Genomic DNA, 22,281 nt, shown 5'->3' on the forward strand with positions numbered 1-22,281 from the left:
TTGGAGTGACCATGACCTGATGTTATGTCAGGGAAATGGTCACGGGCACTCGCGCTTTAGAAGATCACGTAGACCTTGCGCATGGTTTCATCGACTTCCCATGTGCCTTCGGTGTTGGCCGCGAAGAAGAGCGTGTCGCCGCCGCTGAAGTGAATCGTGTCTTCGCCATCGGGCGTGAAGCGGCCGCTGCCCGCCAGAAAATGCATGACCTCGGCCTCTTTCACCGCGCGGCGATACGTGCCGGGCGTGCATTCGAATACGCCCGTATCGATCGCCTCGCTGCCGGGAATGACTTTCTGCACGCCGGATACCTTGATCTCCTGCGTGCCGGGCAGGCCCGCCGTGCCCCAGTCTTCCAGACCCTTCAACTCGATGCTCTGCTTGATCTGCTGAACTTTCATGGCTTCGCCTTCAATGGGATTGGATTCGACGTTCGATCTTGCCGAGCCGCACGACCGTCACGCCCGGGCGCAACTGCCGCAGCGAAGGCATCACGAGCATGCAGTCGTCGTAGGGCGTTTTGACGGCAGCGCCGTCCGACCAGCCGATCACGCTGCCCGCGTTAGGAAACACTTCGAGGCCGGTGTAATCATCGGCGAAACGGAAGTCCATGCTCTTCGCGACGACCGGTTCCGTCACGCGCACGACGCGCATTTCATCGGGCGATGGCTGTATCCAGCCCATGGGCGCGTCTTCTTCGTCGATGACGCCCGAGAGCACGAGAAAACGCGCGGTGACATCGCGCGCGACCGTCACCGCGTTCGCTTCCCAATGCTGTCCGCATTCGATGAGCAATGCGTTCTTCGCGCTGGCCGGATCGCCGAAGTCTTCGTAGTCGCGCATGCGCCGGCCTTCGGGATGGCCTTCGTCGCAGATGACGGTCGCGGGCGTGCCGAGCTTCGCCGACAATTCGATGCCTTTATCGAGCGGCCCCGCGACGATCAGCGGCTTGCTCTTTTCATGCATCGAATGGAGATCGAGTAGCAGATCCACGGTGTCGATGACAGGCCGCATCGCGCGTGCGCGGCGCAGTTCGCTCGAATCGCGCGATGTGTCGTCGAGCGCTTGCGCGGTCCATACGCGGTTGAAGTCCTGATCGACGAAGCGCGATCGATCGGGCTGGTTCGCGTCGAAGCGCGCGTAGGCGTCCACGTTGGCGAACGCAAGCGTGAGCTTGCCGCGACGCGGGCGCAGGTTCGCGCGCAGCAAGGCATCGACCACGATCGCGCCGCACACTTCATTGCCGTGCGTGAGCGCGTTGATCATCACATGCGGGCCGTCGATGCCCGAATCGAAGGTATGCACGTACGGCACGCCCGCATTGCCCGATGCGTGCGCAGAGATATCGGGAAAGGGAATCTCGATTGGATAAGCATTCATTCGAGCCCGCCCTGACACAGATACTTGATCGAGAGGTAATCGTCGAGGCCGTACTTCGAGCCTTCGCGTCCATAACCCGATTCCTTCACGCCGCCGAACGGCGCGGCTTCGCTCGATATCGCGCCTTCGTTGATGCCGACGAGCCCTGTTTCGAGCAGACGCGACACGCGTTCGATGCGCTTCAGGTTCTGGCTATAGAAGTACGACGCGAGACCGAAAGGCGTGTCGTTCGCGGCGCGAATGGCATCGTCTTCCGTGTCGAAACGAAAGAGCGGCACGACCGGGCCGAAGGTTTCCTCGCAGCTCAACTGCATCTCGGGCGTGGCGTCGGCGAGCACGGTGGGCGCGTAGTAGTTCGCGCCGAGTTCGCTCAGACGCTTGCCGCCGGTGAGCACGCGCGCGCCGCGCTTCACGGCGTCGTTCACGTGACGCTCGATCTTCTCGACGGCGCGCGTGTTGATCATCGGGCCGATTTGCGCATCGGCGTCGGTGGCGGGCGCGACCTTCAATGCGGCCACGCGCTTCGTGAGCAACGCCGCGAATTCGTCGAAGACGGACGATTGCACATACACGCGATTCGGGCACACGCAGGTCTGCCCGCCATTGCGAAACTTCGATGCCATCAGCCCCGTGACGGCGGCGTCGAGATCGGCATCGTCGAACACGATGAAAGGCGCATTGCCGCCGAGTTCCAGCGACAGCTTCTTCAACGTGCCCGCCGACTCGCGCGCGAGATACTTGCCCACGGGCGTCGAGCCAGTGAAGGTGATCTTGCGCACGCGGCCGTCTTCGAGCCAGTCGGCGACGGCGTCCTGCGCATTCTCGCGCGATGCGCTGATCAGATTCAACGCGCCCGCCGGCACGCCCGCTTCATGCGCGAGCATCACGAGCGCAAGCGCGGTGAGCGGCGTGTCTTCCGCGGGCTTGCCGACGACCGTGCAGCCCGCCGCGAGCGCGGGCGCGATCTTGCGCGCGATCATCGCAAGCGGAAAATTCCACGGCGTGATCGCAGCGACGACGCCCACCGGCTCCTTCACCGCGCTCATGCGCTTGCCGCGCTGCTGCTGCGGAATGAGGTCGCCATAGATGCGCGTGGCTTCGTCGGCGAACCAGGCGACATACGATGCGCCGTACATCACTTCGCCGCGCCCTTCCGCGAACGGCTTACCTTGTTCGAGCGAGATCAGCCGCCCCAGCGCATCCGCGTTCTCGACGATGAGCGCGTGCCAGCGATGCAGCACTGCCGCGCGGTCCTTCGGCAAGGTATCGCGCCAGGCGGGAAAGGCGCGCGCGGCGGCGTTGGTGGCGGCGCGTGCGTCGGCGGGGCCGCTGTCGGCCACTTGCGCAATGACTTCGCCCGTCGCCGGATCGGTGACGGCGAAGCGCTTGCCGCTTGCCGCGGGCGTCCATGCGCCGTCGATGAAGTTATCGGCGCGAATCAGATCGCGCAGTTCGTAGCGTTGCGTCATGAGGGTCTCCAGATGGATCAGGCGAGCAACTGCGCGATGGCCGCGCCGACTTCCGCGGTCTTCGCCTTGCCGCCGAGATCGCCGGTGTGCGGGCCTTCCTTGAGCACGGCCGTGATGGCCGACAACATCGCGTCGTGCGCTTCACGTTCGCCGAGGAAGTCGAGCATCATCGCGGCGGACCAGACCATTGCGACCGGATTGGCGATGCCCTTGCCCGCGATGTCGGGCGCCGATCCGTGCACCGGTTCGAACAGCGACGGGAAGTTGCGCTCCGGATTCATGTTGGCCGACGGCGCAATGCCGATCGTGCCCGTGCAGGCCGGGCCGAGATCGGAAAGAATGTCGCCGAAGAGATTGGTCGCGACGACTACATCGAAGCGATCGGGATTCAGCACGAAGCGCGCGCACAGAATGTCGATGTGCTGCTTGTCCCACTTGATCTCGGGATATTGCTCGGCGATCTCGGCGGCGCGCGCGTCCCACCACGGCATGCTGATCGAAATGCCATTGCTCTTGGTCGCAACGGTCACTTTCTTCTCGCGCTTTTGCGCCAGATCGAACGCGAACTTCAGCACGCGTTCCGCGCCGTGGCGCGTGAAGATCGAGGTCTGCGAGACGAACTCGCGCTCGGTGCCTTCGAACGATACGCCGCCGACCGACGAATATTCGCCTTCCGTGTTCTCGCGCACGATCATGAAGTCGATGTCGCCCGCTTTGCGATTCGCGAGCGGCGAGGGCACGCCTTCGAAGAGGCGCGCCGGACGCAGATTGATGTATTGATCGAACTCGCGGCGAAACTTCAGCAGCGAGCCCCACAGCGAAACATGATCCGGCACGGTCTGCGGCCAGCCCACCGCGCCGAACAGAATGGCGTCGGCGTCCTGCAGTTGCGCCTTCCAGTCGTCCGGCATCATCTGGCCGTGCTGCGCGTAGTAATCGCAGCTCGCCCATTCGATATGCCGGTATTCGAGCGCGATATCGAAACGTTTGCTGACCGCATCGAGCGCGCGCAATGCTTCGGGCATCACTTCCTTGCCAATGCCGTCGCCCGGAATCACGGCAATACGATAGGTGCTGGACATGGATTACTCCGCGTGAAAGTTATCAACGAATGATCGACGAGAAAAAGCACGCGCGTGCAAAAAGCGCGAGCGTGCATTCGAAAGAAAAGAGTAAAGAGGCGCGCGCCTCAGTGATGATTCTGCGAGAAAAGCGTTTCGAGCGGGTAATGCGACTTCACGAACGACGTCTTGATGATGACGTAGCTGAAGTACTTCTCGATGCCGATATTGCGCTCCAGCAGCCCCTCGATGATGCTTTGATAGTGGCTCACGCTGCGCGTGACGAACTTCAGCAGATAGTCGTAGCCGCCGCTCGCGAGATGGCATTCCACGATCTCGTCGACATCTTTCACCGCATTCACGAAGTTGATGAAGTCCTCGCGGCGATGATCCGCGAGCGTGACTTCCGTGAAGACCACTTGCACGTCGCCGAGCTTTTCGAGCTGGATCTGCGCGCCGTAACCGACGATGTAACCCGCCTTCTCCAGCCGCTTCACACGAATGAGGCACGGGCTGGGCGACAGACCGACCGCATCGGCGAGCTCGACGTTGGTGATGCGCCCGCGCTTTTGCAATTGCGAGAGGATACGCAGGTCGATTCGGTCCAGCTTGCTGTCGTTGCTCATCGCGGCGGGGTTGGTCTGACATGTCGGCGGTCGGTCGATGTTATCACGCAGCCGCGCGCGAATTGAAGCCCGTCGCGCGCTTCAACGCATCGCGCACGTCGCTTTGCGCGAGCACGTCGTCGAGTGTCTTCGTGAGGCGCTCGAACAGCATGTCGAAATTCGCTTCGGTATAACAGAGCGCGGGCGCGAAGCCGAGAATGTTGTCGCCGAATGCGCGAAACACGAGGCCATTGCCATACGCCGCCGCCGCGATGCGGTCCGGCAGCTTCAACGCCGCGTCGAAGCCGCGCTTGCTGTCCTTGTCCGCGACGAGTTCGAGCGCGCCGAGCAGGCCGCGATGGCGCGAATCGCCGACGAGCGGATGCGCGAGCAACGCATCGAGCCCTTGCGCGAAACGCGGCGCCTGCGCCTGGCCGTTCGCGAGCAAACCGCCTTCGTGATAGAGCCGCATGACTTCGAGGCCGATGGCCGCGCTCACCGGATGCGCCGAGTACGTATGGCCGTGACCGATGGCCGCGGACACATCGCCGCCATCCGCGATGCCCTGATAGACCGCATCGGACATGAGGACCGCGCCCATCGGCGCATAGCCCGCAGTGAGGCCTTTGGCGACCGTCATCAGGTCCGGCTCGACGCCTTCGCCTTCGCACGCGAAGAGCGGGCCGGTGCGGCCGAAGCCGGTGATGACTTCATCGGCGACGAAAAGAATATCGAGCTTGCGGCAGGCTTCGCGCATCGCTTTCAGCCAGCCCGCGGGCGGCACGATCACACCGCCCGAACCCTGGATCGGCTCGCAGAAAAAGGCGGCGACGTTGTCCGCGCCGAGTTCCGCGACCTTCGCTTCGAGCGCCTGCACCGAAGCCGCGATGAGCGCGGCGTCATCGGCGTAATCGTTGCGGTACGCGTACGGCGACGGAATGTGATGCTGCGTCGGCAGCGGCAGATCGAAGTTGCGATGGAACGCGGGCAGCGCAGTGAGGCCCGCGCCGATCGACGACGAGCCGTGATAACCGCGTTGCAGCGCGATGAAATGCTTCTTCGAGGCGCGGCCCGTCGCGTTGTAGTAGTGCGTGATGAAGCGCAGCGCGGAATCGACGGCATCCGAGCCGCCGAGCGTGAAATACACGTGTTGCAGCGAAGCGGGCGCGAGCTCGACGAGCTTCGCGGCCAGCTCGATCGCGGGCTCGGAGCCGAAGTGGAAGTAGCCGGTCGCGTAGGGCAGCTTCGCCATCTGTTTCGCGGCGGCCTCGACGATGCTCGCGTGGCCGTAACCCGTGTTCACGCACCACAGGCCGGAGAATGCGTCGAGCAGTTCCTTGCCGTCGATGTCGCGCAGGAACACGCCATCGGCGGAATCGAGCACGGTGACGCCGCGCGCCTCGTGCGCGCGATAGCTGACAACGGGGTGAATCAGATGTTTGCGGTCGGACTCGACAAGCGATTGAATCGGCATGATGCGGCTCTCTCTTCGCGAAGGGGGCGGAATGGCTCTTGACGGTTTCATACTAGCCGCGAAGCCCTAACGCACGCATCGTCAAAAAAATCTTCAAAGAGAGCAAATGCGCTTTTTTCGGGGCGCGCGCAGCATTTTGTGCTGCGCGCGCCGTGCGGCGGCTTCAATAGCCGCGCGTACGGTCGATCGCGCCGATCATCGGCAGGCCCGCGCGATGGCGGCGCAGGTTGTCCAGCACCACCTCGACGGCGGTTTCCGGACGCGTCGCGCTCGCGATATGCGGCGTGAGACGCACGCGCGGATGTGTCCAGAACGCATGCTCGCGCGGCAACGGTTCGGGGTCGGTCACGTCGAGGATCGCCGCATGAAGCTGGCCGCTATCGAGCGCATCGAGCAAATCCTGCTGCACGACATGCGGGCCGCGCCCCACGTTGATGAAGGACGCGCCTTTGGGCAGCGTGCCGAACACCTGTTTGTCGATGATGCCGCGCGTCGCCTCCGTGAGCGGCAGCAGGCAGATGAGAATATCGGTGCGGGCGAGAAAGGCATCGAACGTATCGGCGCCCGCAAAGCATGCGACGCCTTCGATCTCGTGCGGCGAACGGCTCCAGCCCGCACAATCGAAGCCGAAGATGCGCAATGCGTTCAGCACGGCGGTGCCGAGCATGCCGAGCCCGAGCACGCCGACGCGCCGCGTCGATGCGGCGCGCAAGGGCATCTCGCGCCATACGCGCTCGCGTTGCAGCGCGGCGTAATCGAAGAGATCGCGATGAATCGTGAGCACCGATTGCGTCACGTACTCGACCATGCCCTCGACGATGCCCGGCTCCGTCATGCGCACAACGGCGACATGCTGCGGCACGCCCGAGAGATCGAACTGATCGATGCCCGCGCCTGTCGAGAAGATCACTTCGAGATTCGGGAAGGTCTGCATGACGTCGGCGGGCGGTTCCCACGCGGCGAGATAGCGCACGGCGGCCGCGTCGCCGATATCGGGCCATAAACGGAACGGCACGTCCGGCGCTTTCTGCGCGAAGTGCTGCGCCCATTGCATGCCGCGTTCGGGATTGGCTTTATAGAGGATCGTCATCTCGTTTAACCCAGCGCCTGATTGATGATCGCGAATTGCGCAACGGATGCATCGTGCGGCGGCGTGCCGTTGCGCGCCATCCTGATGACCGTATCGACGCGCGCGAGCCCCGCGCCTTCGAGCCAGTCCTGCAAGCCGCTGCCGTCCGGCGTGTCGATGCGCGTGAACTTGCCTTCGTTGCGCGCAAGCCAGTGCGCGATGAGCGCTTGCGCGCGGCGCACATGCTGTCCGTCGCCGGTGACGGACACGACCGGGCCGATCGCATGGCCGCGCCCGAATTCGCGCATCAATGCAAAGCCGAGCGTCTCGCCGTCGCGTTCGAGCACGACGCCTTGCGCGACGTTGATCAGCGAAGGCAGCAGTACGCCGCGGTCGAACCCGCTGGCGCGCGAGGCGAGCGCAACGAGCGTATCGGTATCGCGCGGCTCGATCGTTCGAATGCGCTCGCCTGCCTGCAAGTCGATATGAGGCGCGGCGAAAGCGGCGGATTGATGCTGATGAGCCGCACCGATGCGCGTAAAGCCGAGCTTCGCGTAGAGCGGCTCGCCAGCGGGCGTCGCATGCAGTACGGTGATGCGCTCGCCGAGCGCGTCGAGCAGCAGTTCCATCAGCGTGCGGCCGATGCCTTTGCCCTGACAGTCCGGCGCGACGATCACCATGCCGAGCGATCCGCCGTTATCGCCGAAGGTCCAGAAGAGTGCGGTGCCGACGATACGCTCGCCGTCCTGCGCGACGAAGCCCGCGCCGGCATCGACGACGAAGCGCCAGTCATCGGCGCGATGCGGCCATTTGACTTCGACGGATAAGGCGTGCGCCGCGGGAATGTCGTCGGCGGTGAAGGGGCGGTAAAGCAGAGTGGAAGTTTCGGCGGCGGACACGGCGTGCTCCACGTCAGAGGATGCCTGCCACTGTGACACGCGCCCGCGCGTGCGGATAGGACGATCCTGCTATGGATAGTGGATGACGCCGGCGGACAGCACCGACGCGCCTTGCGTCAGATGCGCTTCTTCGATGCGGTCATCGCCCATCAGATGAAACACGTGCTCGCCGCGCGCGAGCAGGTAGTCCGCGACGATGCGCCTGTGACAGCGCCACCAGACCGCTTCCGAGCACATCACGGCGCAGCGCTTCTCGCGGCCGAGGTCGATCAGCCGTTCGAGGCCTCGATGAAAGCCGTCCGACAGCGCGTAGTCGGCGTAGTTGTGGAAGCTGCGGTTTTCCCAGAAGGCGTTCACCTCGGGCGCGATGTCTTTTGATTTGCCGCGCAGGCCGCCCAGTTCCGCGATCCGCTGGTACTCGATTCGATGCGGCGCGAGACTCGCGGGCAGCGTGTCCGCGTTGAATTGCGGATTCGTTCGGGATTTTGGCACGGTGCGGATATCGACGATGAGCTCGACCGATGCCACGTTCAGCAGCGCGGCGAGTTCGTCCACCGTGCGCGTTGAGTGGCCGATTGTGTAGAAGGGTGGGTTCATGGGTGTTTTGCAGCATGGGCTGTGCCACGGCAATTCATAGCACGATGGCCTTCTGCTGTCATTTTTCAAGACATCTCTACGGGCAGGGAACTGCCGCCACCTAGAATTAGCAATCCTGTTCAAATATGGAGGTGACATGGCGTTTCCCGAATGGGGCCGCTCGTTCAATGCGCTGTATGTGCCGCTGTCAGGCGGCTTCGGCTGGCAATGCACGCTGATGACTCGACGCGAATTTCATCAGATTGACTGGTTTATGTGGCGGACTCATCCATACGAAGATCTGTCCTACGAAGAGCGCAGCGTTAAAGAGAAAGAGCAAGGGAGACAGATTGCGCAGGACCGGCGGGATTTCGACCGGCTGTTTCGGGCGCGTATCGACCGACGCATGACTTACCTTAGTACTGAATTTCGCCAGTATGTCGATTTCATCCGTCATGAGTTGCGGGTATCGAGTTGGGATGTACCGGTCGATGGTGAAGGCATCACGCGTGTGCTGCGTAGCGCCGTTCAGGATGGCCGCCTCGTGCCCGCAATCAACCGCAAACGGTATTGGTGGAGCGGGCAAGAGGTGTACAAGTGGTATGCGCCACAATACTGGCCGAAACCAAGCGGCGGCGTCAGCTTCAAAGGCAAGAGCGGTGACGTTCTGGACTTGCGCGAATTCGCTGCGCTCAAGCGCGCAAACGGCGAATCGGGTCTCGGTTCAGTGCGCGATCTCGCATCCGGCGCGGGTGGCGCGAGCAGCAGTAGCTTGGACAACGGTTTCGATTGGCTCTGTGCTGTCGAAGCAGTCGCCGAGGCTGCGCTCGGCGGCGTGGGATCGGGCGATGACAGCGATAGCGACTCGATGCTCAAAAGCTTCGGAGGTGCTGAGGAAAACGGCGGCGGTTCTTTGCTCGGTGACGTGCAGCCGTTCGCGTATCAGGCGGACGTACTGAGCGATGATGTAACAGAGTTGGCGATGCGTGGAGTCAGTGAAGCTCAGGAGGCTGAATGCCATGCACAGTACGAGTTAGAAATGGAAATGTGCAATGTTAAAACTGCAATGTTAGGCGGCAACCCTCGTGCGTTCGCGCAATGTTCGCAGGAAGCCTTCGGTAACTATCAGACATGTAGGGGTTACTAGGAATGAGTACGAAAGATAGGGCGGTGATTACGTATTACGATGACGAAACGCAAACAGTGAAAACTTGCGTTGTTGTGAAAGATCGTATCCAAGGAGCCATTGAGCGAGCTGTGCAGCATTCGGTGGAGCCCGAGGCAGTCGATGTCCCGATAACTGACGAACATGCACGATTATTAGGGGGATTGACCTTTCTTATCCTCGCAGCCGGATATCCAGAAATGAGACATCGCTTGCAAATCACCACTAGAGAGCCAATGGACTGGACTCCCGTTTCACGTCCGGACGAAAGTTGATATGAACGAAGAGGCACTACATCCGCGAGCACAAGAAAATTACCGAGCCGAGCAAATGGGGGGTATGACGATCCTTCGCGTCGGGTTGGTCCGGTGCGAATTCAATGGCGCATCGGACTTGGGAACGCAGTGGGTGGCGCACGAGGCGCTGCCCTGCGTTTACAAAAGGCATTCGACTACTACCAACAACGCAGAGGGTCTTAATGGCTACGCATCAACCTTATTCCGTGGCTCTTACGTATCTCGAAGATCAGCAGATGCTGTCCGTTCGTGCGATTGAGCCCGCCAAGATCGCACCGCTACTGACAGGGAAACTCGAACTGCCGATCTTGCTTGACGAGTTCGATTTCAAGCTGGACGATGAGTTTGCACGCCGGCTAGGCGTTGCCGTCCTTAATCTGATCGCACTCGGCCAGCCAGATATCAAAAAATACATTTCGGCAACGCAAGCGACAATCAACAAGCCCACACAACGGTAAAGTACGATGTGCTCGAAAACACCGCGTGACGTCCATCATCACGCCATCCGCGCTTCAACCCGAAACCCCCGCCGCGCATAAAACCGCGGCAACTCATGCTTTCTTCGGCCGCACGCCCGTGAAGACTTCGACGTAATCCGGAATGCGCATCATCCGGACGGCCATGTCCTCGGTTATGAAACGTGAGATGTTTCCGCGTAGCCGGCCTAGCCGCAACAACATCCTCGCGTACAAGGACGAAGTGGTGCCGTGGATGAAAGATCTCGTCGACGAGTGCCACGCGCACGGCGCGAAGGTGATGATCCAGTTGACGCATCTTGGCCGCCGCCCGCGCTGGGACCAAGGAGACTGGCTGCCCGCCGTGTCGCCGTCGCATAACCGCGAGCCGTCGCATCGCGCGTTTCCGAAGAAGATGGAGGACTGGGATATCGAGCGCATGACCAGCTTTCTCGCATCAGCGATGCAGTCGCGGCGCGCAACACGCACGCCGCGATTCATGATGCACTGCCTCTCACTTCTCGATCTGCTGATTCCAGCGCTTGTCCCACTGCGCGCGATTCGCGTTGATCGTGTCCCAGTCCACGACGGTCACTTTCTTCACGAGCGCATTGAGATCGCCGAGATTCTTGTCCATCTCGGGCGTCATCTTCGCCTGCGAGTTGGTGGGAATCTGCTTGCCCGCTTCGGCTGCCTTCGTCTGCGCAGGCGCGGACAGCAGGAACTGCGCGAGTTTTTGCGCAAGCGCCGGGTCCGGATTGTTCTTCACGACGCACAGATCGACGAGCAGCAGCACCGCGCCTTCCTTCGGCGCGACATAGGCGACCGGCAAGCCCTTGTCCTTCAGATCGCCGATAGCGGTCGGCGTGAGCGGAAAGAGGCCGGCTTCGCCCGTCGTGATCATCTCCGAGAGCTTGGCCGAGTTCGGAATGTATTCGACGACATTCGGGCCGACCGTCGTCGCCCATTTGCTGAAGCCCGGCTCGACGTTCTTCTCGCTTCCGCCGAGCAGACGGTTGATCGCGAGGAAGCCGTGCAGGCCGAACGTGCTGCTCGACGCCGACTGGAACACGACCTTGCCCTTGTACTTCGGATCGGCGAAATCCATCCACGAGGTCGGCGGCGCCCAGCCCTTTTCCTTGAAGAGCTTCGTGTTGTAGCCGATGCCCGTCATGCCGAGCTGCACGCCCGCGCCCATGTCGTCCTTCAGGCGCGCGAACGGATAGAGCTCCTTGAGCACGGGCGAATCGTCGAGCTTCTCGCACACTCCCATGCTGACCGCGCGCGCCATCACGCCGTCATCGAGAAACGCGACGTGGATCTGCGGGCTGTTGCGGTTCGCGAGCAGTTTCGCGAGCACATCGGACGACGTGCCCGGCACCACGACGACCTTCACGTTGTTGGCCTTTTCGAAATCGGGCAGAACGCCGCTCGTATAGGCCTTTTCCATCGGCCCGCCGTTCATGCCGATATAGATAGTCTTGCTCTGCGACCAGGCGGACGTCGACGCGACGCCGAGAGCGACGAGCGCGGCAAGCGAGGCGAGTGTGCGGGACAGCTTCATCGTGTTTGTCCTTGTTATGGCAGGGGAGTAGCGGCAAGCGGCATGAGGCTGAACCGGCCGATGGAAAATGCGTCGATCGGCGTGGCGGTTTCGCCGTGCGCGACGAGATCGGCGAGCACTTCGCCGACGCCGGGCGCGAGCAGAAAGCCGCCGCCCGAAAAACCGAATGCATGCAGTAGACGCGGCGTGGTGCGGCTCGGCCCGATGACCGGATTGCTATCGGGCGTCTCGCCTTCCACGCCGCTCCAGGTGCGGATCAGCAGCGCATCGCGCAGCGCGGGCAGGAGCGCGCACGCATCGCGCATGACGGCGCGCGTCGTGGCCGTCGATGGCTGCGCGTATTCGCCGTCGCCATGTCCGCGTCCGCCGCCGATCACGCAGTTGCCGCGCTCGACCTGGCGCGCATAGATGCCGCCGCCGACCACGCCGAGACTATGGCCGATGAAAAGTGGCAACGGCTCGGTCACCCACATGTTCGGATAGATGGCCTTCATCGGCACGCTTTCGCCGAAGCTGCCCGCGATGCGGTTCGCCCACGCGCCCGCGCTGTTGACGAGCCAGTCGGCACTGATGCGCTCGCCGCCCGCGCGCATCTGAAAGCGCGTGCCGTCGAAGACGATATCGGTCAGTTCGGTCTGCTCGCGCACGTCCGCGCCCGCGCGGCGCGCGGCGTGGGCGAAACCCGGCGAGACGAGACGCGGATTCGCATGGCCGTCGGTCGGACACAGCGAGCCGCCGATCGCCGCGGGTCCGAGCCACGGATAGCGCTTGCGGAACGCCTCGCCTGTCAGCACCTGCGATTCGACGCCGTGTTCGCGCGCCATCGCGGACCATTCATCGAGGACATCGAGATCGGCTGCGCGCCGCGCGAGCCGCAGATGGCCCGACACGACGAACTCGCCGTCGATGCCGATCAGTTCCGGCAGGCGGTCATACACGCGGCGCGCGCGCACGGCGAGCGGCAATTGCTCGGCGGTGCGGCCCTGCGTGCGCACGCCGCCGTAGTTCACGCCGCTCGCCTGCGCGCCGCAGAAGCGCCGTTCGACGAGGGCGACGCGCAGGCCCTTCTTCGCAAGCGCGAGCGCCGTCGACGAGCCGACGAGCCCGCCGCCCGCGATCACGACATCGTAGTGATTCACACTCGGGCGCGCATCACTCATCGTGGGCTTCCTCGGGCTGCATCTGCACGCCGTCGTCATAGAGCATCGGCGTGATCGGAATCGGCTTGACGGGCGCCTGGCTGCGCAGCCGGCCCGCATCGGCGGGCGTCTTGCCGGTCTCCGCGCACAGCAGCGCGACGGCGGATTCGCCGCACATGCGGCCCTGGCAGCGGCCCATGCCGATGCGCGTGAGCGCCTTCAGCCGATTGACCTCGGTGGCGAGACCGCTGCGGATGCACGCGCGCATCGCGCCCGCGGTGACGTCCTCGCAGCGGCAGACGACGAGATCGTCGGGCCAGCTTTGTGCGGCGTCGGCAGGCGGCGCGAACGCATGCTCGATGCCCGCGCGAAACGCCGCGATGCGTCCGAGTTCGTGTTCGAGCTTCATCGCGTGATGCCGGTTCGACGCAACGCCGATGTCTTCGAGCAGCGCGAGCGCGGCACGGCGTCCGGCGAGTTCGGCGGCGTCCGCGCCGGCGATGCCCGCGCCATCGCCCGCGAGATAGACGTTGGGCACGGAGCTGCGTCCCGCCGCATCGCGCTCCGGCAGCCAGCAGCGGTTCAGCGCGTCGAAACGGAAGCGGCAACCGGCGAGATCGGCGAGCTGCGTTTCGGGCCTGAGGCCGAAGCCCATGCCGACCGCATCGCAATCGAGCGCGCGCGCGTCGCCGCGCTGCGTGCGCCAGCGAATGCCGCTCACCGCGCTGTCTCCGCCTCCGTCAATGCGGTCGAGCGTCACGCCGCGCTCGATGCGCACGCCGCGCGCATGCAGCCATCCCACGTAATAGAGGCCCTTGGCGAACGTCGAAGGCTGATTGAGCATGCGCGGCGCGGCTGCGGCCTGACGCGAAAGCGGGCTCGTATCGAGCACGGCCGCCACGTTCGCGCCCGCCTTCACGTATTGATACGCGACGAGGTACAGCAACGGCCCCGTGCCCGCGAGCACTACGCGCGAGCCGATCGCGCAGCCTTGCGCCTTCAGCGCGACCTGCGCGCCGCCGAGCGTGTAGACGCCCGCGAGCGTCCAGCCGGGCAGCGGCACGATGCGGTCGGTCGCGCCGCTCGCGATGATCAGATGCGTGAACGGCACGCTCGCTTCGCGGCCCGCATGAAGCGTGTCGAGACGGTTTGGCTCGCACGCCCAGGCGAGCGTGTCGGGGCGATAGTCGATGTGCGGCAGCAGCGTCGCCATCGTGTCGTGCACGGCTTCGGCTTTCTTCGCTTCGAAGCCATAGAGCGTCGAGGCGCTGCGTCGGAACCCGGCATCGGCGGGCGGCTGCCGGTAGATCTGCCCGCCCCAGCGCGCGTTTTCGTCGATGACGACAGGGCGCAGGCCCGCCGCGACGAGCGTCTGTGCCGCGCGCACGCCCGCCGGCCCGGCGCCGACGATCGCCACACGATGCGCCTCGCTCATTGCGCTGCCTCCGTGACCACGCGCATGCCCGCTTCGACGCGCGTCGAACAGGCGCGCATGCGCTTGCCGCTTTCGTCGCGCACCCAGCAGTCCTGACACGCGCCGATGAGGCAAAAGCCCGCGCGCGGCTTGCCGCTGAATTCGCTCTGACGCACGTGACGCTGCCGCATGAGGATCGCGGTCAGGAGCGTATCGCCCGCGAGCGCTTCGGTCGCGACGCCATCGAGCATGAAGGGAATGCGCGCGCGTTCCGTCTCGGCGAGTCGAATGAATTGAGGATTAACCATGATGTCAGTGCTGACCGATCAGAATGCGGTTGAGCCCGTACACGCGATCGAGCAGCAGCATCGCGCCCGCGGTGATGAAGATCACGAGCGCGGAGACGGACGCCATCATCGGATCGATCGATTCGGTCGCGTACATGTACATGCGCACGGGCAGCGTGACGGTCTGCGGCGACGTCACGAAGACCGACATCGTGAGTTCGTCGAAACTGTTGATGAAGGCGAGCAGCCAGCCGCCGGTGATGCCGGGCAGGATCATCGGCCAGGTGACGCGGCGAAACGTGGTCCACGCGCTCGCGCCGAGCGAGGCCGCCGCGTGCTCGATGCTGCGGTCCATGCCGCTCACCGACGCGAGCACGAGCCGCATCACGAACGGCGTGATGACGACCATGTGCGCGAGCACGAGCCACGCGAACGAACCGGTCGCGCCGATCATCGCGAAGAAGCGCAGCATGGCGATGCCGAGCACGAGGCCGGGAATCACGAGCGGCGAAAGCAGGAGCGCGTTCAGAAAGCCGCGCCCCGGAAAGCGCGCGCGGCCGATCGCGAGTCCCGCCGGCAATGCGATCACGAGCGAGAGCGTCGCCGACGCGAACGCGAGCTTCACGCTGTTGAAGAACGCCGAGATGAAGTCGGGATAGTCGAGAATCGCGCGGAACCAGCGCAGCGACAGCCCGCGCGTGGGCAGCGTGAGCGTTTCCTCGGGCGTGAACGCCACGAGCACGACGATGACGAGCGGCGCGAGCACGAACAGGATCACGATCGTATGGAACGCCAGCGCGAGAGGACCGTTTTTACGCATGATGGATCGCCTCGTGTTAGCCCATGCTGCGCGCATAGCGGCGCTCGAGCACGCGGTAGTAGGTGAGCATCACGACGAGATTCGCGACCAGCAGCAGGAGCGCGATGGTCGCGCCGAGCGGCCAGTTCATCGAGCTCAGGAACTGGTCGTAGACGGTCGTGGCCGCCACCTTCAGACGCCTGCCGCCGAGCAGGCCGGGAATCGCGAACGCGCTCGCGGAGAGGCCGAACACCATCAGACTGCCCGACAGAATGCCCGGCACGAGTTGCGGCAGCACGATGCGCCACAACGTGACGGCGGGCGAGGCCATCAGCGAGAGCGCGGCGTTTTCCGTCTGCGGATCGATACGCTGCAGCGCGGTCCACACCGGAATCACCATGAACGGCAGCATCACATGCACGAGCGCGATGACGATCGCGAAGTTCGTGTAGAGCAGCTTGTAGGGGCCCATGCCGAACGCGCCGAACAACTGGTTCACGAGCCCGTTCACGTTGAGCAGCATGCTCCAGCCGAACGCGCGCACGACCACCGAGACGAGCAGCGGCGCGAGGATCACGAGCAGAAAGACGGAGCGCCACGGATCGCCCATGCGCGACAGGATGTACGCCTCGGGCGTGCCGATCACGATGCACAGCAAGGTCACGAGCGCGGCGATGCCGAACGTGCGCAGAAAGATCGTGTGGAAATACTCGGAGCCGAGCACTTCGGCGTAGTTATGCAGATCGAAGGCGGCGACCGGCCCGATCGACGGGTCGAAGCGGTAGAAGGTCAGTGCGAGCGTCATCGCGAGCGGCACGATCACGAGCACGGAGAAGAGCAGCAGCGCGGGCGCGCTCATCATCCACAAGGGGAGATAGGCGTGCCACGGCGCGCGTTTCGTGCCGGGCGAAGACGCGCTGGCGGCGGGTTCGGACGTGCGCAGCGTGCTATCCACGGGCGGCCTCCGGCTGAATGAAGCGGATCGATTCCGTGTTCCAGTCGATGCCCACTTGCGCGCCTTCTTCGAGCGGCTCGTCCCCGTGGTTCTGGCAACACACGAGCATGTCCCCCGCGCGGCTTTCCAGGCGATAAAGCCACTGGCTGCCGAGGAAGAAGCGGCTCGTCACGCGGCCCGGCAGACGCCCGCTGCCCGCCGCGCCGAGCTTCAGTTTCTCCGGACGGATGCACACGGTGACGGCATCGCCCACGCCGATCGCGCGCTCGCGCTCCGGCAGTTGCGTGGTCGAGCCCGTTTCCGCGAGATCGTGGCCGAGGTCGATGCGAATGGCGTCGCCGTCGCGCGCCACGATCGTGCCGCGCAGCATGTTCGCCTTGCCGATGAACTGCGACACGAAGCTCGTCTCCGGCCGCTCGTAGGCGCGATAAGGCGTATCGACCTGCGTGATGCGGCCCGCTTCCATCACGACGACGCGGTCGCTGATCGACAGCGCTTCGGACTGATCGTGCGTGACCATGATCGTCGTCGTGCCGATCTTGCGCTGAATGCCGCGCAGTTCGAACTGCATGTCTTCGCGCAGTTTGGCGTCGAGGTTGGACATCGGCTCGTCGAGCAGAAGCACGGGCGGCGCGATCACGATGGCGCGCGCAAGTGCCACGCGCTGACGCTGGCCGCCCGACAGTTCGCGCGGAAAGCGATGCGCGAACTTGTCGAGCCGCACGAGCGCGAGTGCTTCGTTCACGCGGTCCTTGCGCTCGCGCTTGTCGATGCCGCGCATCTCGAGGCCGAAGCTCACGTTCTGCTCCACGCTCATGTGCGGAAAGAGCGCATAGCTCTGAAACACGATGCCGAGGCCGCGCTTGTTCGGCCGCATGTGCGTGATGTCGCGGCCATCGAGCGTGATGCGCCCGCGCGTCGCCTCGATGAAGCCCGCGATCATCTGCAAGGTCGTGGTCTTGCCGCAACCCGACGGTCCGAGCAGCGAAACGAATTCGCCTTTCTCGACCGACAGATTCACGTCGGCGACGGCGTGCAGATCGCCGAACGATTTCGACAGATCCGTCAATGTGAGAAACGACATGGCCTGCCCCTTGTGCGCATCGCGCGCCGGCCGAATACCGGCTACCGATTTCGATGTAGCGACTCTAGCCAGCCATATTCCGGCCCGTCAATTTCAAATTCCATTGAACGATTAAAAGCTGCGGTGATATTCCGTTAAATGGAACATGATCTCGGTTAAGAAGGGTTGGCGTTTCGCTGAATGGGATTTGGGTAATCCCTTAGATTGCGCAGCGGGGCCGAATCGGGTCGAATAGCAGCGCGTGGGGAGGGCGGCGCGGCGATTCCGCCGAATGGAATGAGCGAGGCAGAAATGAAGGCATCTGACGAAGAAAACGGAAGGTCCGCGCCGGATGCGCCCGGCGTCGGCATGCTGCAACGCGCGTTCGCCGTGATTCGCGCGCTGGGCGAGGGTCAGGCCGAAGGCAGCCGCGTGACCGCGCTGGCGAAGACAGTCGGTCTCACGCAGGCCACCGTGCACCGAATCCTGCACGCGCTGATCGCGGAAGGCGTCGTCGAGCAGGACGAAGGCAGCAAGCGATATCGCCTGAGCGTCGATTTCTTTTCGCTGGCGGCGCAGGCGGGCAACCCGAGCCGGATGCGCACGCTGTGCCGGCCCGCGCTGCTGCGCCTGTGCGCGAGCCTCGGCGAGACCATCTTTCTGCTCGTCAAAAGCAGCTTCGATGCGGTCTGCCTCGACATGTGCGAAGGCCCGTTCCCGATTCGCTCGTTCACCGGCGACGTGGGCGGACGCGTCGCGCTCGGCGTCGGGCAGGGCAGTCTCGCCATTCTCGCGTTCCAGCCGGAAGCGGAGCGCGAGGAGATCATCCGCTTCAACGTGCCGCGGCTGCACAGCCACGGCGTGTTCGACGAAGTGTATTTGCGCACCGAGATCGAGCGCGTGCGCACGCAAGGTTATGCCGGGCGCAATAGCGGGCTGATCGATGGCATGGCGGGCGTCGCCGTGCCGATTCTCGATCGCTCGGGGCATGCGGTCGGCGCATTGAGCGTCGGCACGCTATCGACGCGTCTTGGCGAGGATCGCTTGCCGATGGTGGTCGAATTGCTGAAGCGCCAGGCCGCGACGATCGGCCCGCAGATCAATCCGTTCGATGTGGCCGTGCGCCGTCCCGTTCATGGCCTGACCCGCGCGATGGCGACGAAGCCGCTATCCGGCTCGGCGCAGTGACGCTCAACTGCTCAGCTTCCTATACGCGTTCAGATGCCGAATGAGACCCTGCCGGTCGCCGCGCTTGTCGAGCAGGATCGCGAGGTTGTGATGCGCGTCCGCGTAATCCGGATCGGCTTCGAGACAGCGCCGATAACTTTGCACCGCGTCTTCCGCGCGGCCGATGCCTTCGAGCGCGACAGCCCGATTGAAGTGCAACACGGCGTCGTCCGGAAAATGGCTCAGGGCTTCGTCGAAAACGGCCAGCGCGTCGCCGCAACGGTGTTCTTCGTCGCACAGCAAGGCGCCGAGATCGACATAGGCGCCGTAATGCGGCTCGGGCGACAACGCAATCGCGCGCCGGTACGCCCGTTCCGCGCCCCGCGCATCGCTTTTCATGAGCTGGCCGCCGAGGTCGTACCATTCGCCGGCCTGCGTCGCCGCAGCTTCCCTGCGTTCCGGCGCGGCATCGAGCAGCACGACACTGCCTTTGACTTCCGCGACTTCGAAATCGAGCAGCAGCTGGCCCGTCACGGCGTCCCATTGCGATGGGCCGGTCTTCACCACGACCGAGCCGCCTTCGGCCGTCACGCGCAAGCCCGACAGCGGCAGTTCGTCCGGCAGGTCGGCGCGCAGACGGGCAAGCGCCTGGCTGATCTTGCGCGGCGGCACATCGGCGGCGCGCAGGCGCAAGGCCGTGCGCAGCAACACGACGTCCTGAAAGGAGAAACGCAGTTCATTGCGCGGCCCGCGCTCGGGCGTCACGAACCCCGCATCGATCAGGCCGGTGACGACCCGGCGCGTCACGCCCAGCATCGACACGAGTTTGGCCAGCGAAAGATCGTGCGCAACGATTCGTCTGCTCACTTGCGCGCACGCGTCCTGGCCGGCGCTTCCGCCGCGACTTTCTGAGCCCGCGCGGCGGGCTTTCTGACCTTCGGCACGTCGATGGCTTCTTCGGCTTCCGCCGCCGCGGTTTTGCGCTTTGCCGGCCCCGCGGCCTTCGGCTTGGCGCTGGTTTTGGCGAGACTTGCGCGCAACGCTTCCATCAGGTCGATGACTTCGCCGCCCGCCGCGGGTTCTTCGGCTTGCGGCGAGACGACCTCCTTGCCCTCGATCTTCCGGTCGATCGCGGCGAGGATGCGCTTCTTTTCCTCGTCTTCGTAGGCGGCGGCGTCGTAGGCGTCTTCGGTGCCTTGCTCGATGATCTGAAGCGCGAGCTTCAACTCCGCGTCCGACACCGACACATGTTCGATATTCAGATCCTTGAGAGAACGCACTTCGTCGGCGAAAAGGAGTTGCTGGAAGACCATGCCGTCTTCGGCGGGGCGCACCTGAACCACACGGGTCTTGCCCTTGTACGACCACTTCGCCAGCGCGCATCGTCCGCTTTGCGCGAGTGCCTGCTGGAGCAGGCTGTAGGGCTTGCCGCCGCGCTTGTCGGGCGCGATGAAATAGGCCTTGTCATAGAAGATCGGATCGACGGATTTCTCCGGGACGAACGAAACGATCTCGACGACATGGCTCGCGCCTTCTTCCAGCGCCTTCAGTTCGTCGCCCGTGAAGACGACATAGCGGCCTTTTTCGAACTCATAGCCCTTCTTCATGGCTGACCGTTCGACGACTTCGCCCGTGGCATCGGATACGTATTGCTGTTTGACGCGCGCGCCGTCCGGGGCGAGAAGATTGAAGCGGACGTCCGACGCGCTCTCCGTGGCCGAGTAGAGCTTGACGGGTATCGAGACGAGTCCGAACGAGAGTGACAGAGACGCAATCGAGCGTGCCGGCATGGGCTTCTCCTCGGTAGGCATTCGGCGAACCGCCTGACAGGGTACCACCGGTCGCGCGCCGGGGTGTGCCGCCGGTTCAGTCGAAGTCCACGCCGGCGCCGCGGCGCAGTTCGTCCAGCCGTCTGATCTGCTCGGGCATGATGCGGCCGAGCGAGAGCGGCGGAAGATCGTCGGGGCTGAAGAACCCGACGGCGTCGGTTTCCTCGCCGATGCGCTCGCCGGAATGCTGCACCGTGCCGAGAAACACGAGCTTCCAGATATGGAAGACCGATGGCGGATGAGGATGCTTCGCCGTATCCCACGCGGCGAGCAGGCGCACGATCTCGACGGTATAGCCGCTTTCCTCGCGCACTTCCTTCGCGGCGTTTTCGGCGGGAGAGAGACCCACGTCGGCCCAGCCGCCAGGCAGCGACCATAGCCCGTCGGCGGCTTCGCGCACGAGCAGGATCTGGCCGGCATCGTCGAATACGGCGCAGCGGACGTCGAGCTTCGGATTCGCATAGCCCGATTCGAATGCGAATAGCTCGGCGACTTCATCGGTTTTCAGCGAGGCGATTTCCGCGATCTGCTCATGCGCGATCGCCGCGATTTCTTCGTAGCGCTCCTTGTCGAAGACGCCGGTCGTGTAGTGCAGGCCCGTCTGCGCGAGTGCGAGCAGGCGTCGGGCCTGGTCGAGCCGTCGATTGAACGATGCCTGGCTTTCCGATGTCATGGGAGGCTCACTGGTCGTTACGCCGTTCGGTTGCGATATACGACTGCGCCGTCGTCAGCAGCCAGCGCTCGAACGTGCGCAATAACGGCGAGTTTTGCTTGCGTTCGGGATAGACGAGGTAGTAACCCTTGTCGCTCGGCAGAGAGAGTTCGAACGGCCTCACCAGTTCCCGCGATCGAAGTTCGTGCGCCACCAGAAAGCGCGGCACCAGCGCGATGCCGAGACCGGCTTTCGCCGCTTCGACGAGCATCGAAAAGAGTTCGTAGCGCTGGCCTTTCATGCTGTCGACGTCATGCACGGCTGCCTGCGCGAGCCACTGCCGCCATGCGTCGGGCCGCGCCGACTGATGCAGCAGCGTGAAGTCCGCGATGTCGCGGGGCGCGAGCTTCGTGCGTCCGTCGAGCAGACGCGGACTGCATACGGCGGTGATCTCCTCGCCGAACAGATACTTCGCCACCGAGCCGGGCCAGACCGGATCGCCGAAGTGAATGGCGGCATCGAACGGCGTGTCCTTGAAGAGAAACGGCGCGGCGCGCGTGGTCAGGTTGACGACGATGTCGTCGTGGGCCGCATAGAAGTCCGGCAGCCGCGGAATGAGCCAGCGCGTGGCGAAGGTCGGGATGACCGCGAGCTCCAGAATGCCGCCGGCATTGCGGTGCGCCATCGCGGCGAGCGTGTCCCGTTCGAGACGTTCGAGATTTTCCCGCACGCGCTTTGCATAGAGCTCACCGGCTTCGGTCAGGCTGATTCTTCGCTTGTGCCGGTTGAAAAGCGGCGTCCCGAGATATTCCTCCAGGCTCGCGACCTGACGGCCCACCGCACTCTGGGTCAGCGACAGTTCCTCGGCCGTGCGCGTGAAACTCAGGTGCCGGGCGGCGGCCTCGAACGCGATGAGTGCGTCGATGCTCGGTATTTTGCGTCTCACACATCCTTCCTGTTACG

At 64.0% G+C, this 22,281-nt stretch carries 23 protein-coding genes and 1 pseudogene; 4 read left to right on the forward strand and 20 right to left on the reverse strand.

Features of this window, described 5'->3' with window-relative positions; genetic code table 11:
• Window positions 1-56: 56 nt before the first annotated feature.
• The 9 genes from AWB70_RS29795 to AWB70_RS29835 all read right to left on the reverse strand — a co-directional run bounded on the left by AWB70_RS29795 (window position 57) and on the right by AWB70_RS29835 (window position 8,554).
• Window positions 57-401, reverse strand: coding sequence for a cupin domain-containing protein (locus AWB70_RS29795; protein ID WP_053570697.1), 345 nt, complete (start codon window positions 399-401; stop codon window positions 57-59).
• 10 nt (window positions 402-411) lie between these two features.
• Window positions 412-1,380, reverse strand: a complete 969-nt coding sequence (locus AWB70_RS29800; RefSeq protein ID WP_053570696.1) for a M14 family metallopeptidase — start codon at window positions 1,378-1,380, stop codon at window positions 412-414.
• Complete coding sequence (locus AWB70_RS29805; RefSeq protein WP_053570695.1) at window positions 1,377-2,849, reverse strand: NAD-dependent succinate-semialdehyde dehydrogenase; 1,473 nt, start codon at window positions 2,847-2,849, stop codon at window positions 1,377-1,379. Before AWB70_RS29805 ends, AWB70_RS29800 begins: the two co-directional genes overlap by 4 nt.
• Window positions 2,850-2,866: 17 nt before the next feature.
• A complete protein-coding gene (locus tag AWB70_RS29810; protein WP_014193690.1) occupies window positions 2,867-3,931 on the reverse strand; it encodes a tartrate dehydrogenase in 1,065 nt (354 codons plus the stop codon).
• Window positions 3,932-4,038: 107 nt separating this feature from the next.
• The gene (locus tag AWB70_RS29815; RefSeq protein WP_014193689.1) at window positions 4,039-4,536 is read right to left on the reverse strand and encodes an Lrp/AsnC family transcriptional regulator; all 498 of its coding nucleotides are present in this window, start codon (window positions 4,534-4,536) and stop codon (window positions 4,039-4,041) included.
• Window positions 4,537-4,579: 43 nt separating this feature from the next.
• Window positions 4,580-5,989, reverse strand: coding sequence for an aspartate aminotransferase family protein (locus AWB70_RS29820; protein WP_053570694.1), 1,410 nt, complete (start codon window positions 5,987-5,989; stop codon window positions 4,580-4,582).
• Window positions 5,990-6,152: 163 nt separating this feature from the next.
• Window positions 6,153-7,079 (reverse strand): 2-hydroxyacid dehydrogenase, encoded by a 927-nt coding sequence (locus AWB70_RS29825; protein ID WP_053570693.1) that lies wholly within the window; start codon window positions 7,077-7,079, stop codon window positions 6,153-6,155.
• Between the two features lie 5 nt (window positions 7,080-7,084).
• On the reverse strand, window positions 7,085-7,957 hold the full coding sequence (locus AWB70_RS29830) for a GNAT family N-acetyltransferase (RefSeq protein ID WP_053570692.1): 873 nt from the start codon (window positions 7,955-7,957) through the stop codon (window positions 7,085-7,087).
• Between the two features lie 69 nt (window positions 7,958-8,026).
• Complete coding sequence (locus AWB70_RS29835) at window positions 8,027-8,554, reverse strand: DUF488 domain-containing protein (protein WP_053570691.1); 528 nt, start codon at window positions 8,552-8,554, stop codon at window positions 8,027-8,029.
• A 136-nt stretch (window positions 8,555-8,690) separates the two neighbouring features.
• Here AWB70_RS29835 and AWB70_RS29840 point away from each other — a divergent pair, with 136 nt between their 5' ends.
• The 3 genes and pseudogenes from AWB70_RS29840 to AWB70_RS39665 form a co-directional block, all read left to right on the forward strand.
• Entirely contained in the window at window positions 8,691-9,680 is a 990-nt protein-coding gene (locus AWB70_RS29840) for a hypothetical protein (protein ID WP_060854228.1), read from the forward strand.
• A 496-nt stretch (window positions 9,681-10,176) separates the two neighbouring features.
• On the forward strand, window positions 10,177-10,452 hold the full coding sequence (locus AWB70_RS29850) for a hypothetical protein (protein ID WP_053570689.1): 276 nt from the start codon (window positions 10,177-10,179) through the stop codon (window positions 10,450-10,452).
• Between the two features lie 253 nt (window positions 10,453-10,705).
• Window positions 10,706-10,867, forward strand: a pseudogene (locus AWB70_RS39665) (hypothetical protein); the annotation flags it as partial.
• Window positions 10,868-10,963: 96 nt separating this feature from the next.
• Here the strand turns inward: AWB70_RS39665 and AWB70_RS29865 are convergent.
• From AWB70_RS29865 to AWB70_RS29895, 7 genes are read right to left on the reverse strand one after another with little or no spacing between them, the layout of a single operon-like run.
• Window positions 10,964-12,013 (reverse strand): ABC transporter substrate-binding protein, encoded by a 1,050-nt coding sequence (locus tag AWB70_RS29865; protein ID WP_045456416.1) that lies wholly within the window; start codon window positions 12,011-12,013, stop codon window positions 10,964-10,966.
• A gap of 14 nt (window positions 12,014-12,027) precedes the next feature.
• The gene (locus AWB70_RS29870; RefSeq protein ID WP_053570687.1) at window positions 12,028-13,173 is read right to left on the reverse strand and encodes an NAD(P)/FAD-dependent oxidoreductase; all 1,146 of its coding nucleotides are present in this window, start codon (window positions 13,171-13,173) and stop codon (window positions 12,028-12,030) included.
• Window positions 13,166-14,587: an FAD/NAD(P)-dependent oxidoreductase gene (locus AWB70_RS29875; RefSeq protein WP_053570686.1), complete on the reverse strand. Its 1,422-nt coding sequence runs from the start codon at window positions 14,585-14,587 to the stop codon at window positions 13,166-13,168. Before AWB70_RS29875 ends, AWB70_RS29870 begins: the two co-directional genes overlap by 8 nt.
• Complete coding sequence (locus AWB70_RS29880; protein WP_053570685.1) at window positions 14,584-14,874, reverse strand: (2Fe-2S)-binding protein; 291 nt, start codon at window positions 14,872-14,874, stop codon at window positions 14,584-14,586. Before AWB70_RS29880 ends, AWB70_RS29875 begins: the two co-directional genes overlap by 4 nt.
• A gap of 4 nt (window positions 14,875-14,878) precedes the next feature.
• Window positions 14,879-15,673, reverse strand: coding sequence for an ABC transporter permease (locus AWB70_RS29885; protein WP_014193678.1), 795 nt, complete (start codon window positions 15,671-15,673; stop codon window positions 14,879-14,881).
• Window positions 15,674-15,689: 16 nt separating this feature from the next.
• Entirely contained in the window at window positions 15,690-16,607 is a 918-nt protein-coding gene (locus tag AWB70_RS29890; RefSeq protein WP_045456425.1) for an ABC transporter permease, read from the reverse strand.
• Entirely contained in the window at window positions 16,600-17,691 is a 1,092-nt protein-coding gene (locus AWB70_RS29895) for an ABC transporter ATP-binding protein (protein WP_053570684.1), read from the reverse strand. Before AWB70_RS29895 ends, AWB70_RS29890 begins: the two co-directional genes overlap by 8 nt.
• 291 nt (window positions 17,692-17,982) lie before the next feature.
• Here AWB70_RS29895 and AWB70_RS29900 point away from each other — a divergent pair, with 291 nt between their 5' ends.
• Window positions 17,983-18,858 (forward strand): IclR family transcriptional regulator, encoded by an 876-nt coding sequence (locus tag AWB70_RS29900; protein ID WP_053570683.1) that lies wholly within the window; start codon window positions 17,983-17,985, stop codon window positions 18,856-18,858.
• Between the two features lie 3 nt (window positions 18,859-18,861).
• On the opposite strand, the gene AWB70_RS29905 is transcribed toward AWB70_RS29900, so the two are convergent.
• From AWB70_RS29905 to AWB70_RS29920, 4 genes are all read right to left on the reverse strand, one after another.
• The gene (locus tag AWB70_RS29905) at window positions 18,862-19,704 is read right to left on the reverse strand and encodes a tetratricopeptide repeat protein (protein ID WP_053570682.1); all 843 of its coding nucleotides are present in this window, start codon (window positions 19,702-19,704) and stop codon (window positions 18,862-18,864) included.
• Window positions 19,701-20,627, reverse strand: coding sequence for a non-homologous end joining protein Ku (gene ku / locus AWB70_RS29910; RefSeq protein ID WP_053570681.1), 927 nt, complete (start codon window positions 20,625-20,627; stop codon window positions 19,701-19,703). Before ku ends, AWB70_RS29905 begins: the two co-directional genes overlap by 4 nt.
• Before the next feature lie 76 nt (window positions 20,628-20,703).
• A complete protein-coding gene (locus AWB70_RS29915) occupies window positions 20,704-21,339 on the reverse strand; it encodes an NUDIX hydrolase (protein ID WP_053570680.1) in 636 nt (211 codons plus the stop codon).
• Window positions 21,340-21,346: 7 nt separating this feature from the next.
• Window positions 21,347-22,264 carry a LysR family transcriptional regulator gene (locus tag AWB70_RS29920; protein WP_014193671.1) on the reverse strand — a complete coding sequence of 306 codons (918 nt, stop codon included), beginning with the start codon at window positions 22,262-22,264 and terminating at the stop codon, window positions 21,347-21,349.
• Between the last annotated feature and the right edge of the window lie 17 nt (window positions 22,265-22,281).

This window comes from Caballeronia cordobensis, assembly GCF_001544575.2.
GTDB lineage: Bacteria > Pseudomonadota > Gammaproteobacteria > Burkholderiales > Burkholderiaceae > Caballeronia > Caballeronia cordobensis.

Bases quoted from the DNA above. Each gene is read 5' to 3' on its own strand.
- AWB70_RS29810 (WP_014193690.1), bottom strand. From the start codon at position 3,931: ATGTCCAGCACCTATCGTATTGCCGTGATTCCGGGCGACGGCATTGGC.
- AWB70_RS29885 (WP_014193678.1), bottom strand. From the start codon at position 15,673: ATGCGTAAAAACGGTCCTCTCGCGCTGGCGTTCCATACGATCGTGATC.
- AWB70_RS29880 (WP_053570685.1), bottom strand. From the start codon at position 14,874: ATGGTTAATCCTCAATTCATTCGACTCGCCGAGACGGAACGCGCGCGC.
- ku (WP_053570681.1), bottom strand. From the start codon at position 20,627: ATGCCGGCACGCTCGATTGCGTCTCTGTCACTCTCGTTCGGACTCGTC.
- AWB70_RS29895 (WP_053570684.1), bottom strand. From the start codon at position 17,691: ATGTCGTTTCTCACATTGACGGATCTGTCGAAATCGTTCGGCGATCTG.
- AWB70_RS29840 (WP_060854228.1), top strand. From the start codon at position 8,691: ATGGCGTTTCCCGAATGGGGCCGCTCGTTCAATGCGCTGTATGTGCCG.
- AWB70_RS29800 (WP_053570696.1), bottom strand. From the start codon at position 1,380: ATGAATGCTTATCCAATCGAGATTCCCTTTCCCGATATCTCTGCGCAC.
- AWB70_RS29850 (WP_053570689.1), top strand. From the start codon at position 10,177: ATGGCTACGCATCAACCTTATTCCGTGGCTCTTACGTATCTCGAAGAT.
- AWB70_RS29865 (WP_045456416.1), bottom strand. From the start codon at position 12,013: ATGAAGCTGTCCCGCACACTCGCCTCGCTTGCCGCGCTCGTCGCTCTC.
- AWB70_RS29805 (WP_053570695.1), bottom strand. From the start codon at position 2,849: ATGACGCAACGCTACGAACTGCGCGATCTGATTCGCGCCGATAACTTC.
- AWB70_RS29900 (WP_053570683.1), top strand. From the start codon at position 17,983: ATGAAGGCATCTGACGAAGAAAACGGAAGGTCCGCGCCGGATGCGCCC.
- AWB70_RS29820 (WP_053570694.1), bottom strand. From the start codon at position 5,989: ATGCCGATTCAATCGCTTGTCGAGTCCGACCGCAAACATCTGATTCAC.
- AWB70_RS29795 (WP_053570697.1), bottom strand. From the start codon at position 401: ATGAAAGTTCAGCAGATCAAGCAGAGCATCGAGTTGAAGGGTCTGGAA.
- AWB70_RS29815 (WP_014193689.1), bottom strand. From the start codon at position 4,536: ATGAGCAACGACAGCAAGCTGGACCGAATCGACCTGCGTATCCTCTCG.
- AWB70_RS29870 (WP_053570687.1), bottom strand. From the start codon at position 13,173: ATGAGTGATGCGCGCCCGAGTGTGAATCACTACGATGTCGTGATCGCG.
- AWB70_RS29875 (WP_053570686.1), bottom strand. From the start codon at position 14,587: ATGAGCGAGGCGCATCGTGTGGCGATCGTCGGCGCCGGGCCGGCGGGC.
- AWB70_RS29915 (WP_053570680.1), bottom strand. From the start codon at position 21,339: ATGACATCGGAAAGCCAGGCATCGTTCAATCGACGGCTCGACCAGGCC.
- AWB70_RS29825 (WP_053570693.1), bottom strand. From the start codon at position 7,079: ATGACGATCCTCTATAAAGCCAATCCCGAACGCGGCATGCAATGGGCG.
- AWB70_RS29835 (WP_053570691.1), bottom strand. From the start codon at position 8,554: ATGAACCCACCCTTCTACACAATCGGCCACTCAACGCGCACGGTGGAC.